Consider the following 15,511-nt stretch of genomic DNA (forward strand, 5'->3'; position numbering starts at 1 on the left):
TTATTCACTTTAAAATCTTTTTATAATAATATTGAAAAATACGATATACTATAAATTACTGCTCTTTAAGAGGATCACAATGGCTGATAAGTATAAATTTTTTATTCTCATTGTTACCGCATTTTTTTCATTCTTTTCTTTAATAAAAGATTTCCGCAACACTTCAAAAAGTTTCTTTTGGGGTAGTTTTATCATTCTTACAAGCTTCATGATACTATTAATACATGCTCTAGATTTAACTCAAATACTTTTTTATCCAAAGCAAATTGCGCTTGAATTTATTACCATACCACGTAAACCATTTTCAGCCCATTCATATATAGGTGCTTTTAATTTCACCTTGTCCAAGAATCCTTTACGTACAAATGAATGACCTTTCCATATATAATCTTCACCCTGTTTAAATAGTAAACCAACCGCAGCAAAGTCTTTGATACTGGCAAAGTCGAGTCCCCCTACAGCTACTTTATGTTTTAAATCAGGAACTTCTCTGAGCGTTTCTCCATCTTCTTCAAAACCAGTACGCATGATTTCTTCCCATGAAGCTACAGACTTTGTTAAATCTACTTCTGGTATATTCATTCTCTTAGTCATGAAATTTTCTCTATTAGACGAATCGTTTTCTAGATTTTTATACTGACGCATAACTTTCTTAAACAATCCTCTAGCGTATTGACTCATTGGCTTACTAAACATCGGATTTACTTTTTCCCACATATCAGGATTATCAACTTCTTCAGCGTTATCAAGCTTACAAATAAAAGGAAACAATCTATCTTCTTTTTTTCCCTTTCAGGATATTCATAGCTCGCTCTTTCATTTTGTCAAGATAACCCTCACGAACAAATCCATCTGTGGTAATAAAAAATCCCCTAGAGTTAGGAACTTTACCTAAACCACTAGAGAACACTTCTACAACATCGCTATTTTCATATCTATGTATCTCATCGTAAATAACACACTCATCCCTTAACGAGTCTTTACTCCCTGCATTAGACGTATGAAATTCAAAAGTCGAACGAGTAGCTTTATTTGTTATCAATTGTTTTGTTGATACAAATAACTCGTCTAATATTTCATGTTTTTTATTCTTTTCATAAACATCAATAAAAGAAGTTTTAGCCTGCCTTTCTGTATTAGTAACTACTGATACGTTGTAATGCTCAATACCGTGCAATTCGCTAATAAAGAAGTGTGTCAATGTACTAATCAATCCGTTTTTACCAGCACCCCTTGCCATCATCCAGAAGTGTTGATCAAAATAAACATCCTCATATTCATCAAACAAAAACACAAATGCTATTAAAAATTTCTGAAAGGAGTTTAATTTGAAATGCCACTTTTCTATGAAAGTTACACATTTATGAATTAATTCCACATCAAAATGTAAATCATTTCGGGTTAATATATCTTGCTTTAAATAATTTATAAGCATGATACGTTCTTTATTTAATACCACTGTTCCTATTTCATATAGTTCTATATATTCACTTACATACTTATGAACAATCATATTAAATCACTTGCCGAATATTTCTTAATTTCTTTTTTATTATTTCCTTCTGGCAACAAATCCGTTAGTTGTTTAATAACCCTTTGATATGATTGATCACGGGTATTATATAACCGGGCAACAGGTCGTTCTCTTTCATACGGCTCTGTTTTATCAGATTGTGAGAACATTTCATAGTCACCATTCTCAGATATATCCATCCACATCTCATTTAATAAAACTCGTAATCTTGCTGCCTGAATAATTAATCCTTCAACCACTTTTAACTTACTAGGTGGGATGTCTTTAAATAATCTTTTCAAACGATTTTTTTCTTTGTTAACTAGCACCTCACGCTCATCAATATCCGCCATAATATCACCTCGATTCAATCATATTTTCATACTGGGTAGGGGTCCTATACGATACAACTTAAAAATCCGGAAAAACGACCCCCTCCTCCGGTGCCCCTTAGAGCAATTTTTTATGAAATATTTTAAGGGGGGGATTATTAATGAATCATTTTTACCACTTTTCATCATGTTCCCATTTATTCTGATTCTTTTTGAATGTTCTACCGTGTTCTTTATTGTGGCAATTAACACAGACGGTTTCAAGGTTATCTATTTCAAGTGCAAGTTCTGGATGATGTTCTAGTTCTTTTATATGATGGACAACGAGTTGGATTTTCTTACGTTTTGCACTCTCACTGTATTCATTGGTATCTGTTTGCACTCGCCCATTTCTTTTGCATTCCTGACACTCATAGTTGTCACGCTTCTTTACTTGTTCACGTAGCTTCTTCCACTCGACACTGTCATAGAACTTACGCTTCTGTTGTTTGGATTTAAACTCTTTCATAACCGATAAAGCTCTACCTGTTCTTCCACAATAGGATGATTATGTTGAATGATCTTAGTATTGCAGCGTTTATTATTAGATGGTACATGTTCAATATGAATGTATGTCCTAGTAATCTTATCAATCGATTGTGATTCCCAATCAAATGCAACCCGTAACTTTCTATCTATCTGTTTACCTTTGTAATGAACTATTGGTTTAGCATCTATATCTGATAATATAATGTTTAACAAAGGTTGTTTTTCATCCATTTGTCTCACTCCTTGCTCTTCAGGCACTCATCCATAGTTTTATCTAACTAACCATTGCTTCTCTTCTTTGCTTTGGCGTTGTGTTATCTTCCATCTATTTCATTAAAGATCGGAACGACACTTTCTAACTTCTGTTTATTGATGCGTTTATTTACAACGCCTGGTCCCAACATCGAAATAAACATGTCAATTATAATTGCTTGTTCTTGTTTAGTTAATCCCATTTACTCATCATCCTTTTCAATTAGATAGTCAATACCTTAAAATACTTCTTCATCATTAACATTTATCGTTACATTTCTTAAAGTAGTAATTACATCATCTAACGATTGGATTTTATTTGGATCAATTTTATATTGCTTTAAAAGTTTAAATGTTATTATTTCACTTCCCATCCCTCATTCCTATACAAAATAAAAAGCACCCACTGGATGCTATTTATTTGCTAAAACTTTTCTCGGTCCTCTATCTTCTCTTGGCTCGATAATATTATTTTTTTCTAATTTATTAATAATTCGAGCAGCCCTCGTATACCCGATTCTAAATCTACGTTGTAACATTGTCGTTGATATTATCTCCCTTGTAATTACCCACTCTTTAACAGATTCATAAATCCCATCTACATATTCTTTAATCTTCTCTTCCACTGTCCTTCACCTACGTAACGTAATTTACAATTGAATGTAAAAGCAAGAAATACTGTCCGTCCAATATGCAATCACCCTTGTTAGTTATAACTATCCAATTTCAATTATCAAAAGGATCTCGAGCAATGTTTCACATTACTCACAATACAAATATAACACGTTACCTCCAAAACAACCGACACATTTTCTGCCAAAAAACGGCCATTATCCTGTCACTTTTTTTTATTAGATTCATAGTATAAGATACCTTTATAATAACAAAGGAAATAAACAATATTACCTTAATAAAAGAAGTTTTTTTAAAATTTCCATCTTCTTTTTAATATAGTATCCATAAAAACAGAGATGTCGAAAGATTCGAATTAATATAGAATGAGTTCATTTTTCATCATTATCGTTTTCTGATTTCGTACCATTATCTTTAAAAAAATTACCTGCTAAATTAAGTAGTTTTTTTCCGCCTTCACTATTCATTAGATTCATTAAAAATACCGGATCTTGAATTTTTTTAAGTAGCGTTTGCATAAATACAGATTTAGCAACACTTAATATCTCTGTTGAAGTTATTTTTATATTAAAATACGGAATGTTAATTTGAAATGGCGAAGAATCTGATGGGTTATTTTTCTGTTTATTAATGGTTTCATCTGTAATTTTATCTGGGGTTTCATCTGGGGTTTTATCTGGAGTTTCATCTGGGGTTTCATCTGGGGTTTTATCTGGAGTTTCATCTGGAGTTTCATCTGGAGTTTCATCTGGGGTTTCATCTGGGGTTTTATCTGGGGTTTCATCTGGAGTTTTATCTGGAGTTTCATTAGTTAATTCGTTAGTCTGTTGAGGAAGTGTAATGGTTTCGACCGTTATAATACGAATTTTTTTCTGAATTACCTCGTTTGTTGGAATAGCTATAGTTTGGTACGAAACATCTTTGTGAAAATATGGATTAGATTCCATTTTTTTCTCCTTTCACAACGAACATATTGATAGTTCTAAACATATATTATATTATATTAATAAGGGATTACTTCACATGATGTGAAGTAATCCACAGTTTAATCTTAGAATAGGATTTACTTAAGCACCATATCCCCCACCCCAACAGCTTGCACCAACAATAATAAGCAAAATAAACAACACGACTAGTAATGCAAATCCGCCGCCAAAACCACAACCATGTCCATATCCTTTTTCTGCAGCCAAGATACTCTCCTCCTTTCTAGAAAAAATAAACTTTATAAACTAACAAAAACAAGCAGCACCAACGATAATAAGCAAAATAAACAACACGACTAGTAATGCAAATCCGCCGCCACAACCATAACCATACCCTTTTTCTGCAGCCAAGATACACTTCTCCCTTCTAGAAAAAATAAACTTTATAAACTAACAAAAACAAGCAGCACCAACGATAATAAGCAAAATAAACAACACGACTAGTAATGCAAATCCACCGCCACAACCATAACCATAGCCATACCCTTTTCCTGTAGCCAAGATACTCCCCCCTATCCTATATAAAGGTAAATTTCATAATTCTAACAGAAGTTCTATTAATGCTGCTTGTAATGAAAACAAGTTAATATAAAAATGACTTTTTTCATTGCAATCACTTTGTACTTGCTTATCACTACACTGACACTATATGTATTGGGCCGTAAACGGTTATGTGCTTTTATATCAACTTTTCCATTTTTGATAAAAATGCCGTTATCCAATTTGTTAATCGTTACATACAGATTAATAGTTTTAAAGTTTTCTATTTAAACTCAATCTTTTATATCTTCTTACTCTAATTTAGCAATTCAAAATCATTATTGTCTTAATCCATACTATTTTCATTAAGTAATTAATATATTATTTCAAGTTCTCTATGAATTACCCATATCTTATATTGTGTGTAACTGACCCCTTCACTGAATCCCTTGGTATCATTGATTTCATTTAATTTTCCCTTTTGAGTTACACAGTACAAAAATTATGAGTAACTGTATAGGGATACCTCCAGCATTTTGCAAAATAACCTACGCTATGCGGAAAAATAAAATCAGCTTCCCATATGGAAAGCTGATTTACATAATTATTGATTATTGGTAGTTAATACATCTAGAAGTCTACAAAAATATCCTCCAGTTAAGTACTCTAGAGGATATTCATATTTACATCATTATTCTTAAAAGAAGCTACACAAAATGAAACCTCTTTAGCTCCCAAAAGGCTTACTCTTATCTATTAATAACTGTACATCGTCTTGCTCCTCTACAGATTAAACGCTCAGCTTCTCTTAATGAAATTGGAACAAGTACAGCTTCATCAACACCGTCTTCTACATCAAAAAACGCAAATATTTCTCTTGCTAGTTCTTCTAAAAATACAGGTGTAACATATCGCTGTAATTCTTCCACAAATGGTTGTAGTTCATCTTTAATCGAAAGATTTATATGAAAACGTCATTCTTTCTAATCTAGCTTGTTTAGAAAGAATAACGTTTTTTTGTAATTAGGAGTATTAAAATCTCTTAAGTTGATGGGCATATATAGTGACCCCTATTTGAGATTTTTTATCATAGAAACAACTTTTATATTTATGCCGTTTGGTTTATTTACAACTTCCTCATTATAGATTTCATAACCAATTGAACTATATAACTTTATATTTTTAGGCACAGTCATACGAACTTTGCAAAATATCATAGCCACTCCTTTTTTTATTGCGAATTCTTCTAAAAATCTTAATATTTTTTTCGCAATACCAAAACCCTGTTTTTCTGGAACTACTGAAAGTCTATAAAAATATAAACCCTCTTCTTTTAATTGAAAACGAACCATTCCAACTGGCTGATTATCAACATAACTTATTAAAGCCTGCTCATCGTTTTTTAAAGCACTTAAAAGGGACTGTGCAGTTTCCTCCAAAGCACTTGAAGGTGGTACTTCGTCTTTATATTCCATAAACGCCTTAATCATTAAGTTGTGTATAGTCTGTGCATCTGATACCTTAGCAAATTTTATCTCCAAGAATATCCCTCCTTTTAAGTTATAAATATACAATATTATGTATTTTTAATTAACAAATAATATAGCTAATTATCTAAAAATTACTTCTCTTACTCAAGATGGATCGATTGTAGCATAGAGTAACTGGAGCTTTTAACTTTCCTGCTTTTTTATAAAGTAGAATTTGTTATGTAATCACTGTAACATTATTAATCGTAATCCTTTTTATTACACAAGGAATCCTTTTATATTAAGTTTTCTTTTCCTTAGCGTGGGTTTTATGTTAGTACATTGGCTGTATACCCCATGTCCATTAACTTAACAGTACAGATTTCCCCAAAAACAAGAAAATTGACATCTTCATGTAAAAATGTACATTTTTTGTTTTGGGGTGTTATAAAATTCTTAAGTTGATAGGTATGTGCGATACCCCTAAATAAAAAAAGAAATAAGCAATGATTAGATTTTAAACCTAGTCATTGCTTTATCCATTGCATCTTGATTTACACCTATATAACGTAACGTGACCTTCTCTGACGAGTGATTGAATATCTCCATGAGTAATGCTATGTTTTTTGTTTGCATGTACATATGGTACCCGTACGTCTTTCTTAGGGTATGCGTTCCGATTTCATCTAATCCAAACTCTGCCGCTGCTCCGCTTAATATCTTATATGCCATGCTACGACCAATCGGACGATTCCTACCTTGTCTACTTTGTAATAGGTACTCATTATCTTCTCTTTCTTCAATAAACTATTTAAGTTCTCTTTTCAGTGCTGCAGTAATTTGTATTCGTTTCTGTTTTCCTGTTTTCTTTTCTCTCATAGATATATGACTACCTTTGACATCTCCTACCTTTAGTTTCAAAATATCCGAGATTCTAAGACCTGTATTAATCCCCATAATGAAGAGAATGTAATTACGTAAGCTCTTTTCTTTAAAATAATCTTTTAGTTGCTGTATCTGCTCTAGATCACGTATTGGCTGAACAAAATTCATTATTCATTACCTCCAGTTTCTTCAGTCTCATAAACTTCTAATCTAAGAGCAAAAGCAAGTTTATAAAATACTCTTGCCTTAACACGTCGATAAGTACGCTCGCTCATGCCGATTTCGTTATATATCATATAATCACATACATCTTCATCTTCTAAATAACGCTTAATGATGATGTCTCTTTGATCCTTTCCTACACGTCCATTACCCAAACGACTAAGAAACTGGTCAATACAAAATGATGTTTGCTTAATCCACTCTTCTCTTTTACTTTGTTGGATATTAGCCATCGCTACATCTTCTAATGGCTTTCCTACATCATTTGTAGGTCCGTGATATCTAATTTCATAAGAAGGAGTGACTTTCATTTCTTCACGCATCATTCCAAACTGTCTATATAAACGTACATTTTCGAGAACACCTTCTAATTTTTTCTGCGTTGCTACTCTATCGATTTTTGGTAAGAAAGATAATTGTTTAGTCATGCAAGACCACTCCTTTTTATTTTTTAATTACTTTTGTCTTAATGCTCCACGTCTACGCTCGTAACAAGGTCTATGTATCCCCATTAAATCCTCAATTTCACGAGTGCCTAACTTCTCTTTTGTTTTTTCTTGTTTTTCTTCTTTCCTTGCTTGGATTGCTTTTTCCATCCACGTAACTGATCCTTTAACGCCTTCATTCTCCCATCTCCCTTTTCAAAATAAAAAGGACACTTATTCCTAAAACTGCTTTAATGAATCAGTGCCCTCTAGTTTTCTAGCCGGATTATATTCTGTTTGCTTTACTTTAAAAGGATTATTTTGTTTAAATTTATACGACATCTAATAAACACATAAGAATTATACTTTTTTCCTAGTATACAAGCCGTATCTCTTAGTAGAAGCACAGCATAATATACGATACAGGACAAAACTTTCAAAAAACTTGTCTAAGTTAATTCTCAAAAAGGGGTGAATATAAATGCCTATCGTTAAACCTTTTATAGCAGGAAGACGATTTGTAAGTACAGCAGCAACAGGAACTGCTGCTGGTGCAGATTTAACTTTTGCTAACACAGACTTCACTGATGACACTGGTGCTGTAACAACATTCCCTGCTTCTTATGCCTTTTTAACACTTTATATTAATGGTGTTATTCAAACAGGTGATACTATTACTGGTGTGACTACTACAGCTGCTACTATTGTAGGAGGAGCAGTCCTAGATGGAGGCACTCCTATCGCAATTGAATTTACTATAACGTAAATTTAGTTGTCTTTTTAGAGGTTTCATTAAAAGAAACCTCTAATTTTAAAAATTCACATCAATTTTAGTAGCAACTACATAATACAGTGCAAATACTAGATAGAATGATAGAAATTTATACTCACTCTCAAAAAGAGCACTTATCTATAGTGATCTTTTTGAGAGTGCAATAATTTTGCGCCTATTTGCTCTTGGAGAACCTACTAAGCAGTTACCTAACTGCTTTTTCCATATAGTATTTATTATTATTCATTGCCTTATTCGTAATAGTAACGCTTATGCACTATCTACTATAAATTTTCATATATTGTATTATGCTTGTCCAAAATGTGAAGTTAATACTCACAAAATCTAAATACAAGAAAGGAGTGAAAATATGCGCTCATCCATTCGTAAATTTGCTAATTTTAATTGTGAAGCACAAGCACCTAGTACACTACCTGCCCTAGGTTTTGCATTCAATGCTACTTCACCTCAATTTGCAACATTATTTACACCACTACTATTACCTAGTACAGGCCCAAATCCTAACATTACTGTCCCTGTAATCAATGATACAATTAGTACTGGAACTGGTATTAAAATTCAGGTAGCTGGTATTTATCAAATTAGCTATACATTAACGATTAGTCTTGATAACGTTCCAGTAGCCCCAGAAGCAGCACGCTTTTTCTTGACATTAAATTCATCGACTAATGTTATTGCAGGATCCGGAACCGCAGTCCGTTCTAATATTATTGGAACTGGTGAAGTCGATGTATCAAGTGGCGTCATTCTAATTAACTTAAACCCAGGTGATTTAATTCAAATTGTCCCCGTTGAAGTAATAGGTACAGTAGATATTCGTTCTGCAGCGTTAACAGTTGCACAAATTCGTTAATAAAGTGAAACTTTAATCATTGGGTTTTAGTTCATCCCCCCATAATTATTAGCCCTCACCAATTGGGTTGCCCGTTAATGCGGGATAAAAACAAAAGACTTGGCTAACTAACATTTAATGTTCCTTATACACACTAAAAAATATTTTTATAGATTTGACACACATTTATATCAAACAAGCATATTTTATTGTATGTTGACTATATAGTCATACAAATCTAAAGCGTTCATAAAAGCACACTTATATGTGTGCTTTATTTTTCATTAAAACCTACAACATCCTCACACAATATCCATATATTATCTTGATTCCTCTCTAAATGTATGGTTTGTCTCAGAGCGCTTTTAACAGCGCTCTTTTTATTTAAACTCCGATTTTTAAAGTTCGATTTTATGATTTACGTTATTATACACATGCTACGCTACTTTTGAAACAAGGTATACATCCAAAGACTGTAAGTGAACACTTCAGTTATAAAGATATGTTCATAACATTAAATCGCTATTCACATGTTTTGCCTGGAATGCAGGTGGATGCTGTTAAAATATGTAGTGAAAGACCATTTGGATAGTAATATTTGCAAATATAAAAAATGCGGTTTCTCCTCTCAAGAGAAACCGCAACATATCAATGCTTTTACTATATTTTAAACTGACTCGTATACAAATCAAAATAAAACCCTCTATCTTCCATGAGAGATTCATGATTCCCTCTTTCTAAAATATTTCCATCTTTTATAACAAGAATTTGATCTGCTTTTTCAATTGTTTTAAGTCGATGAGCGATCACAAAACTTGTGCGACCTCTCATTAAATTATTTAGTCCTGCTTGTATTTGTAATTCTGTTCTTGTATCAATATTTGATGTCGCTTCATCGAGAATTAATATATCTGCATCTGCTAAAATTGCTCGTGCAATCGCTAGAAGTTGTTTTTGTCCTTGACTTAAATTCGATCCTTCTGAAGTAATTTCTGTTTCATATTGATTTGGCAAATGCTTAATAAAAGAATGTGCAGATGCTGCCTTAGCTGCAGTGATAACTTCTTCATCAGTAGCATCTAAGCGTCCATAACGGATATTATCCATAATCGAACCAGCAAATAAATACGTATCCTGTAAAACTACTCCTATTTTACTTCGTAAAGAATTAATATCATAATCTTTTATATCTTTTCCATCAATATGAATTTGTCCTTGCTGTATATCGTAAAAGCGAGTTAACAAATTAATGATTGTTGTTTTCCCTGATCCAGTCGGACCAACTAAAGCAATTGTCTCTCCTGGCTGCGCTTTAAGACTCACTTCTTTTAAAATCGTTTTATTTTCTGCGTAGCCAAATGAAACATTCTCAAGTGCAACATGCCCTTGTAAATTTTGTACAACGAATGCGTCTTTTTTATTTTGAATTTCTGGTACCTCATCCATAATTTCAAAAACACGTTCTCCACCAGCAACTGCCGCTTGAATTGTATTCATTAAAGTCGCAAATTGACTTAGCGGTCTTGAGAATTGACGAGAATAATTAATAAAAGCCGCAATAACTCCTACTGTTGTCATTCCGTTTAAGACCATAACTGATCCAGTCCCAATGACAAGGCCCATACCTAAATTATTAATAAAGTTCATACTTGGAAAAATAAAAGCTGAAAATGTATCAGCCTTCGTAGCTGAAACTCTTAGCTGTTCATTAATTTTATTGAAATTTTGTACAGTTTCTTTTTCTTTTCCGTACAACGTTGTAACATCCGCACCTGTAATTGCTTCCTCAATAAATCCATTTAATTCACCTAAATCTTTTTGACGCTTCGCAAAGTTTTTACCACTATATGCAACTAGTTTTTTTGTAACGTAAAACATAATAGGTACTGTAATTAAAGTTACAATTGCTAAAATCCAATTTAAGGCGAACATTGCAATCGTTACACCTATAAAAGTTAATGCTGATGAAATAATTTGTACAACGCTTTGTGTCAAGGCTTGATTCAAATTATCTATATCATTTGTCACACGGCTCATTAAATCACCTTGAGAACGCACATCAAAGAACCGTAAAGAAAGCGTTTGGATTTTCTCAAAAATATCTTGTCGTATTTTTTGAATTGTTTTTAATGCAACGTTAATCATGACAAACGTTTGTAACCATGTTAAAAGTACAGTTACACCATAAATCGCGATAAGTAACATACACATTCTTGCTGTACCACTTAAATCTTTCGGTACAATATATTGATCTATAATGACTCCCATAAAATAGGGACCTAATAATCCAAGTAATGTAGTAACAACGACTAGAAATATAACAAACATAAGAGCAGCTTTTTGATAGCCCATATAGTTCCATACCCGCATTACAGTTCCTTGAGCATTTTTAGCTTTTCCCATCTTTGGGGTGTTTCGTCCACCTTTATTAGCAAATTGCCCTTGAAAATTACGCATGTTCTTCCCCACCTTCTTTATCCAAATTACCACCTTGGGAAAGATAAATTTCCTGATAAACCTCACTTTGTTCTAACAATTGTTCATGTGTACCATTGCCAACTAATTCACCATTATCTAATACAAGTATTTTATCCGCATCCATTATGGAAGAAATTTTAGACGCAATTAATAAAGTTGTTGTGCCTTTATATTTTGTTTTTAAAGCTATTTGAATAGTAGCCTCTGATTTTGCATCAACTGCTGATGTAGAATCATCTAATATGAGAATCGGTGGTTTTCTCACAAGTGCCCTTGCAATTGATACACGTTGTTTTTGTCCACCTGATAGATTTGTCGCGCCTTGTGTTAAATTATATTGATAAGATTCTTCCAGCTTATTGATAAACTCAGTCGCACAAGCTGATGCAGCTGCTACTTCCAGCTCGTCATGTGTTGCATCTTCTTTACCATAACGTAAATTTTCTTCTATACTGCCTGAGAACAACAACGCCTTCTGAGGTACAAACCCTATTGAAGCACGGAGTTTTTGCAAATCATATTTTTTAACATCTATTCCATCTATACATATTTCACCATGATCCACATCATATAGACGTGGTAACAGTTTCGCTAAGGTAGATTTACCACTTCCAGTTGATCCAATAATCCCTACTTTTTCACCTTTTTGTATGCTAAACGAAATATCTTTTAAAACGTATTCATTATTTTTCGTATAGCTATAACTAACATTTTTAAATTCGATATTTCCTTCAATTTTCTCAGGTTCGATCGCATTCGCTTCGCTTATAATATCAACCTCGGTATTTAACACTTGCTGTACACGATCCGCAGATGGAAAAGCTCGCGCAATTTGAATAAATACCATGCTAATCGACATAAGTGACATTAAAATGATATTCAAATAATTAATAAATGCCAAAATCGCTCCTACTTGAAGCGTTCCATCGAATACTTTTTCTCCACCAATCCATAATGTTGCGACAATCCCGCCACTTACAACTAGCATAATGATTGGCATCATTAAAGAAATAAGTTGCACAGCTCGAATATTTATCTTCGTTAAATTTGTATTTACATTTCCAAATTGAGCGATTTCGTATTTTTGTCTTACATACGCTTTTATAACACGCACACCAGATAAATTTTCTTGTAGCTTTGTATTCACTTTGTCTAATGCCTCTTGCACCTTTTTAAATGTACCACTTGCTTTACTTGCAATTAAAATAATCGCAAGTAATAAAATCGGAACAACTACAAGTAATATTGGAAATAACTCTCGCGCTGTTACAAAAACAATAATTATACTTCCGATAAATAACAGTGGACCACGAACGAGAACACGTAATGTCATCGTCATTGCCGATTGAATGGAAGTGATATCATTTGTCACGATCGTTAATAATTTACCTGTTCCAAATGAGTCCCGATTATTACTAGAAAATGTTTCTATTTTCGCAAACACATCTTTTCGTATGTCTGTAGCGAAATTAACAGCTGCTTTTGTAGAATACATCATACACCCAAGCCCTCCAACTAAACCGAGTGCTGCTGCTCCTATCATAAGAATCCCCATTTTTATTACATAATTTAAATCCCGATTTGCAATCCCAACATCAATGATATGTTGCATAATAGTCGGTTGAATTAAGTCCATCGCAACCTCAAGTACCATAAATAGCGGCCCAATAATAGCGAAGAACATGTATGGTTTTAAATACTGTAATAACTTACGAAATGATTTCATACATAATCTCCTTTTCCCATGAAATTACCACTGAATAATTCATATCCTTCCTTATTTAAGCTATATATTTTGTAATTTCTTTATTACTTCTATTATATTATGTAAATTAATATTTAACATTATTAAATGATAAGTATTAATGACTTTCTAGTCAATAAATGTGCTTTATATTATATAAATACAAAAACCGCATTCTTAATGAAAAGAATACGGTTTTTCATCTATATTTCTTCAATTGTAAAATGTAAAAACTCAGTCTCAAATCCCTTATTTTTAGAAGGACTACACGTGTAAAAACCTATTTTAACAGGCTCATTTCCTATATCCTCCATTAAATGAGCGATTCTTATTTGTTCCCATTGATGGCTCTTTTTCACATATATTGTATAATCACCGCGTTTTCGAATAATTCGAAAACGAAGTTGTTGCTTAGCTGCTTCAGTTGGATAATCTTGCGTTGACCAATCAGAATATCCATTATTCGTTACGACAGCACCTAAGTGAGATGGCCCTTCGGGGATATATTCTAAAGATGTTTTTAGCCAACAGTTCTCCGAAATCATAACAAAAAGACCTGCTTGATCGAATTTTGAATTTGGATTCATACGTAACTGAACTTCAGCTTGAAAGTCTGTCATCATCTCATTATAAAACACATGACCATTCATTACTTCAAAACCATAATGTGTTTTTAGCCAAAAATCAGTTTCTGCTTTCGAACGGACAATAAACGCATGATTATCATTAATTTTATAGTAATCAGGTACATTCATTATAGTGAGTTGCTCAATACGTTCTGGTATATACGATATATTCATAGCTCCTCCATAATAAAGCATTTATATAGACATTTAAAACTCCGCCAATACTGGGAATTTATAACCTTTAAAATCTAACTCTTTATCACTTCGCACCATTAAATACTTGCTAGACTGTAATTCTGTAAACTGTACATCCTCAACCCCTAATTGATCCGGAGAAAAATAAAATTCGATTTCAGTAAACCTTTCATTGATTTCTCCACATAATTCATCTAAAACCGGAATTACTGGCGCAAATACTCCAAATAATTTCAACTTTTCATTGTCTACCTCATAAACGATTAAAGCATCTAGTTTCTCTGAATAATACAATTTCTCATTCCATTCCGAATCATACATATTCAAATAAAATGAAGGATGGAAGTTTAAAGTTGAAAAACTATTTGAAAGTCTTTGGCTACTATCAATAGTTTCATGTATTAACTGTCTATTCTCTATATTATAGTAATCTAACTTTTTAAGTAGTGAATCGTTATTATTAATATTTTTATCATATGGTATAGTCATCAAATATTCCTGCACAACTTTAAATCCAAATGCTGTATATAGTTCAGGTTTTTCCGTAAACAATAATGCACATTCACATTTCTTATCGATTTCTTCTATCATTTTACCCATTAATTGTGTCATTAGCCCTTGTCTACGGAAATTAGGGTGTGTCATTACTGATTGAATACCCGCCGCATTTATTTTTTCACCATTAATTAATAATGGGAGTGAAAATGCCGCAACATTTGCAATCACTTTATCTTCTTGTAAAAATGATAAAGCTTTATATGTATCATCCCAATATCCTTTATCCGAAAAATCATTCAATGTTTGAGTTGTAATTCCAAACACTTCTTCAAATAAAGGAAATAACTGCTCTCTTTTCGGTTCTTCTATTAGAAGACTTGCCAATTTTTCAACATTCCCCATGTTGTACCTCCAAATGTTAAATTCCATTAAATTAGATATACTTATATGACCTACTCTTAAAAATAGAGGTCTTACCAATCAATATACTATCACAAAACATAAAAAAAAAGTCTAATTAATTTTATGTTTTGACTATTTGAAAATAAGTCGAATAAAACGATATTAAGATTTCTGGATATTAATTAGTTTATTATATAAAAATAGCGCTTTCTAATTAG

General features: G+C 32.5%; 19 protein-coding genes and 4 pseudogenes. 3 read left to right on the top strand and 20 right to left on the bottom strand.

Annotated elements, in window-relative coordinates; genetic code table 11:
- Nucleotides 1–79 precede the first annotated feature (79 nt).
- Nucleotides 80–373 (top strand): hypothetical protein, encoded by a 294-nt coding sequence (locus ACTFO4_RS18230; RefSeq protein ID WP_078421179.1) that lies wholly within the window; start codon nucleotides 80–82, stop codon nucleotides 371–373.
- Here the strand turns inward: ACTFO4_RS18230 and ACTFO4_RS18235 are convergent.
- The 16 genes and pseudogenes from ACTFO4_RS18235 to ACTFO4_RS18310 form a co-directional block, all read right to left on the bottom strand.
- A pseudogene (locus ACTFO4_RS18235) lies at nucleotides 283–1,513 on the bottom strand (terminase large subunit domain-containing protein); the annotation flags it as partial. The gene ACTFO4_RS18230 and the pseudogene ACTFO4_RS18235 sit on opposite strands and share 91 nt — an antisense overlap.
- Nucleotides 1,510–1,866, bottom strand: a complete 357-nt coding sequence (locus tag ACTFO4_RS18240) for a hypothetical protein (protein WP_000763336.1) — start codon at nucleotides 1,864–1,866, stop codon at nucleotides 1,510–1,512. The pseudogene ACTFO4_RS18235 and the gene ACTFO4_RS18240, both read right to left, overlap by 4 nt.
- Before the next feature lie 151 nt (nucleotides 1,867–2,017).
- A complete protein-coding gene (locus ACTFO4_RS18245; protein WP_017674061.1) occupies nucleotides 2,018–2,353 on the bottom strand; it encodes an HNH endonuclease in 336 nt (111 codons plus the stop codon).
- Nucleotides 2,350–2,592, bottom strand: a pseudogene (locus ACTFO4_RS18250) (hypothetical protein); the annotation flags it as partial. The pseudogene ACTFO4_RS18250 and the gene ACTFO4_RS18245, both read right to left, overlap by 4 nt.
- Nucleotides 2,593–2,609: 17 nt before the next feature.
- Nucleotides 2,610–2,828 (bottom strand): annotated as a pseudogene (locus tag ACTFO4_RS18255) (hypothetical protein).
- 36 nt (nucleotides 2,829–2,864) lie between these two features.
- Nucleotides 2,865–2,999, bottom strand: a complete 135-nt coding sequence (locus tag ACTFO4_RS18260) for a hypothetical protein (RefSeq protein ID WP_017674064.1) — start codon at nucleotides 2,997–2,999, stop codon at nucleotides 2,865–2,867.
- A gap of 39 nt (nucleotides 3,000–3,038) precedes the next feature.
- Complete coding sequence (locus tag ACTFO4_RS18265; protein WP_017674065.1) at nucleotides 3,039–3,251, bottom strand: DNA translocase FtsK; 213 nt, start codon at nucleotides 3,249–3,251, stop codon at nucleotides 3,039–3,041.
- A 378-nt stretch (nucleotides 3,252–3,629) separates the two neighbouring features.
- Complete coding sequence (locus ACTFO4_RS18270; protein ID WP_061457187.1) at nucleotides 3,630–4,205, bottom strand: hypothetical protein; 576 nt, start codon at nucleotides 4,203–4,205, stop codon at nucleotides 3,630–3,632.
- 120 nt (nucleotides 4,206–4,325) lie between these two features.
- Nucleotides 4,326–4,451: a YjcZ family sporulation protein gene (locus ACTFO4_RS18275; protein ID WP_153016482.1), complete on the bottom strand. Its 126-nt coding sequence runs from the start codon at nucleotides 4,449–4,451 to the stop codon at nucleotides 4,326–4,328.
- 39 nt (nucleotides 4,452–4,490) lie between these two features.
- Complete coding sequence (locus ACTFO4_RS18280) at nucleotides 4,491–4,595, bottom strand: YjcZ family sporulation protein (protein ID WP_153016481.1); 105 nt, start codon at nucleotides 4,593–4,595, stop codon at nucleotides 4,491–4,493.
- A 39-nt stretch (nucleotides 4,596–4,634) separates the two neighbouring features.
- Nucleotides 4,635–4,745 carry a YjcZ family sporulation protein gene (locus tag ACTFO4_RS18285; protein WP_017674069.1) on the bottom strand — a complete coding sequence of 37 codons (111 nt, stop codon included), beginning with the start codon at nucleotides 4,743–4,745 and terminating at the stop codon, nucleotides 4,635–4,637.
- A gap of 728 nt (nucleotides 4,746–5,473) precedes the next feature.
- Nucleotides 5,474–5,653 carry a hypothetical protein gene (locus tag ACTFO4_RS18290; protein ID WP_017674070.1) on the bottom strand — a complete coding sequence of 60 codons (180 nt, stop codon included), beginning with the start codon at nucleotides 5,651–5,653 and terminating at the stop codon, nucleotides 5,474–5,476.
- A gap of 141 nt (nucleotides 5,654–5,794) precedes the next feature.
- Entirely contained in the window at nucleotides 5,795–6,265 is a 471-nt protein-coding gene (locus tag ACTFO4_RS18295) for a GNAT family N-acetyltransferase (RefSeq protein WP_061457186.1), read from the bottom strand.
- 438 nt (nucleotides 6,266–6,703) lie between these two features.
- A pseudogene (locus ACTFO4_RS18300) lies at nucleotides 6,704–7,246 on the bottom strand (site-specific integrase).
- Complete coding sequence (locus ACTFO4_RS18305) at nucleotides 7,246–7,728, bottom strand: ArpU family phage packaging/lysis transcriptional regulator (RefSeq protein WP_061457184.1); 483 nt, start codon at nucleotides 7,726–7,728, stop codon at nucleotides 7,246–7,248. The pseudogene ACTFO4_RS18300 and the gene ACTFO4_RS18305 overlap by 1 nt, the downstream one beginning before the upstream one ends.
- Before the next feature lie 27 nt (nucleotides 7,729–7,755).
- The gene (locus tag ACTFO4_RS18310) at nucleotides 7,756–7,896 is read right to left on the bottom strand and encodes a hypothetical protein (RefSeq protein WP_170879407.1); all 141 of its coding nucleotides are present in this window, start codon (nucleotides 7,894–7,896) and stop codon (nucleotides 7,756–7,758) included.
- A 310-nt stretch (nucleotides 7,897–8,206) separates the two neighbouring features.
- Here ACTFO4_RS18310 and ACTFO4_RS18315 point away from each other — a divergent pair, with 310 nt between their 5' ends.
- Together ACTFO4_RS18315 and exsF are read left to right on the top strand one after the other, a co-directional pair.
- A complete protein-coding gene (locus ACTFO4_RS18315; RefSeq protein ID WP_001123247.1) occupies nucleotides 8,207–8,491 on the top strand; it encodes a DUF4183 domain-containing protein in 285 nt (94 codons plus the stop codon).
- A 376-nt stretch (nucleotides 8,492–8,867) separates the two neighbouring features.
- Nucleotides 8,868–9,371 (top strand): exosporium protein ExsF, encoded by a 504-nt coding sequence (exsF, locus tag ACTFO4_RS18320; protein WP_001257877.1) that lies wholly within the window; start codon nucleotides 8,868–8,870, stop codon nucleotides 9,369–9,371.
- 639 nt (nucleotides 9,372–10,010) lie between these two features.
- Here the strand turns inward: exsF and ACTFO4_RS18325 are convergent.
- From ACTFO4_RS18325 to ACTFO4_RS18340, 4 genes are all read right to left on the bottom strand, one after another.
- Nucleotides 10,011–11,807: an ABC transporter ATP-binding protein gene (locus tag ACTFO4_RS18325; protein ID WP_063220080.1), complete on the bottom strand. Its 1,797-nt coding sequence runs from the start codon at nucleotides 11,805–11,807 to the stop codon at nucleotides 10,011–10,013.
- Entirely contained in the window at nucleotides 11,800–13,554 is a 1,755-nt protein-coding gene (locus ACTFO4_RS18330) for an ABC transporter ATP-binding protein (RefSeq protein WP_440014045.1), read from the bottom strand. The genes ACTFO4_RS18325 and ACTFO4_RS18330 overlap by 8 nt, the downstream gene beginning before the upstream one ends.
- A 221-nt stretch (nucleotides 13,555–13,775) precedes the next feature.
- Nucleotides 13,776–14,372, bottom strand: a complete 597-nt coding sequence (locus tag ACTFO4_RS18335) for a DUF1349 domain-containing protein (protein ID WP_017674073.1) — start codon at nucleotides 14,370–14,372, stop codon at nucleotides 13,776–13,778.
- 33 nt (nucleotides 14,373–14,405) lie between these two features.
- Complete coding sequence (locus tag ACTFO4_RS18340; RefSeq protein WP_017674074.1) at nucleotides 14,406–15,293, bottom strand: GNAT family N-acetyltransferase; 888 nt, start codon at nucleotides 15,291–15,293, stop codon at nucleotides 14,406–14,408.
- Nucleotides 15,294–15,511: the final 218 nt, after the last annotated feature.

Origin of the sequence: Bacillus cereus group sp. MYBKT14-1 (assembly GCF_051915185.1) — a bacterium.
In the GTDB taxonomy this organism is placed as follows: domain Bacteria; phylum Bacillota; class Bacilli; order Bacillales; family Bacillaceae_G; genus Bacillus_A; species Bacillus_A cereus.

Bases quoted from the DNA above. Each gene is read 5' to 3' on its own strand.
- ACTFO4_RS18230 (WP_078421179.1), top strand. From the start codon at position 80: ATGGCTGATAAGTATAAATTTTTTATTCTCATTGTTACCGCATTTTTT.
- ACTFO4_RS18240 (WP_000763336.1), bottom strand. From the start codon at position 1,866: ATGGCGGATATTGATGAGCGTGAGGTGCTAGTTAACAAAGAAAAAAAT.
- ACTFO4_RS18245 (WP_017674061.1), bottom strand. From the start codon at position 2,353: ATGAAAGAGTTTAAATCCAAACAACAGAAGCGTAAGTTCTATGACAGT.
- ACTFO4_RS18260 (WP_017674064.1), bottom strand. From the start codon at position 2,999: ATGGGAAGTGAAATAATAACATTTAAACTTTTAAAGCAATATAAAATT.
- ACTFO4_RS18270 (WP_061457187.1), bottom strand. From the start codon at position 4,205: ATGGAATCTAATCCATATTTTCACAAAGATGTTTCGTACCAAACTATA.
- ACTFO4_RS18305 (WP_061457184.1), bottom strand. From the start codon at position 7,728: ATGACTAAACAATTATCTTTCTTACCAAAAATCGATAGAGTAGCAACG.
- ACTFO4_RS18310 (WP_170879407.1), bottom strand. From the start codon at position 7,896: ATGGAAAAAGCAATCCAAGCAAGGAAAGAAGAAAAACAAGAAAAAACA.
- ACTFO4_RS18315 (WP_001123247.1), top strand. From the start codon at position 8,207: ATGCCTATCGTTAAACCTTTTATAGCAGGAAGACGATTTGTAAGTACA.
- exsF (WP_001257877.1), top strand. From the start codon at position 8,868: ATGCGCTCATCCATTCGTAAATTTGCTAATTTTAATTGTGAAGCACAA.
- ACTFO4_RS18325 (WP_063220080.1), bottom strand. From the start codon at position 11,807: ATGCGTAATTTTCAAGGGCAATTTGCTAATAAAGGTGGACGAAACACC.
- ACTFO4_RS18330 (WP_440014045.1), bottom strand. From the start codon at position 13,554: ATGAAATCATTTCGTAAGTTATTACAGTATTTAAAACCATACATGTTC.
- ACTFO4_RS18335 (WP_017674073.1), bottom strand. From the start codon at position 14,372: ATGAATATATCGTATATACCAGAACGTATTGAGCAACTCACTATAATG.
- ACTFO4_RS18340 (WP_017674074.1), bottom strand. From the start codon at position 15,293: ATGGGGAATGTTGAAAAATTGGCAAGTCTTCTAATAGAAGAACCGAAA.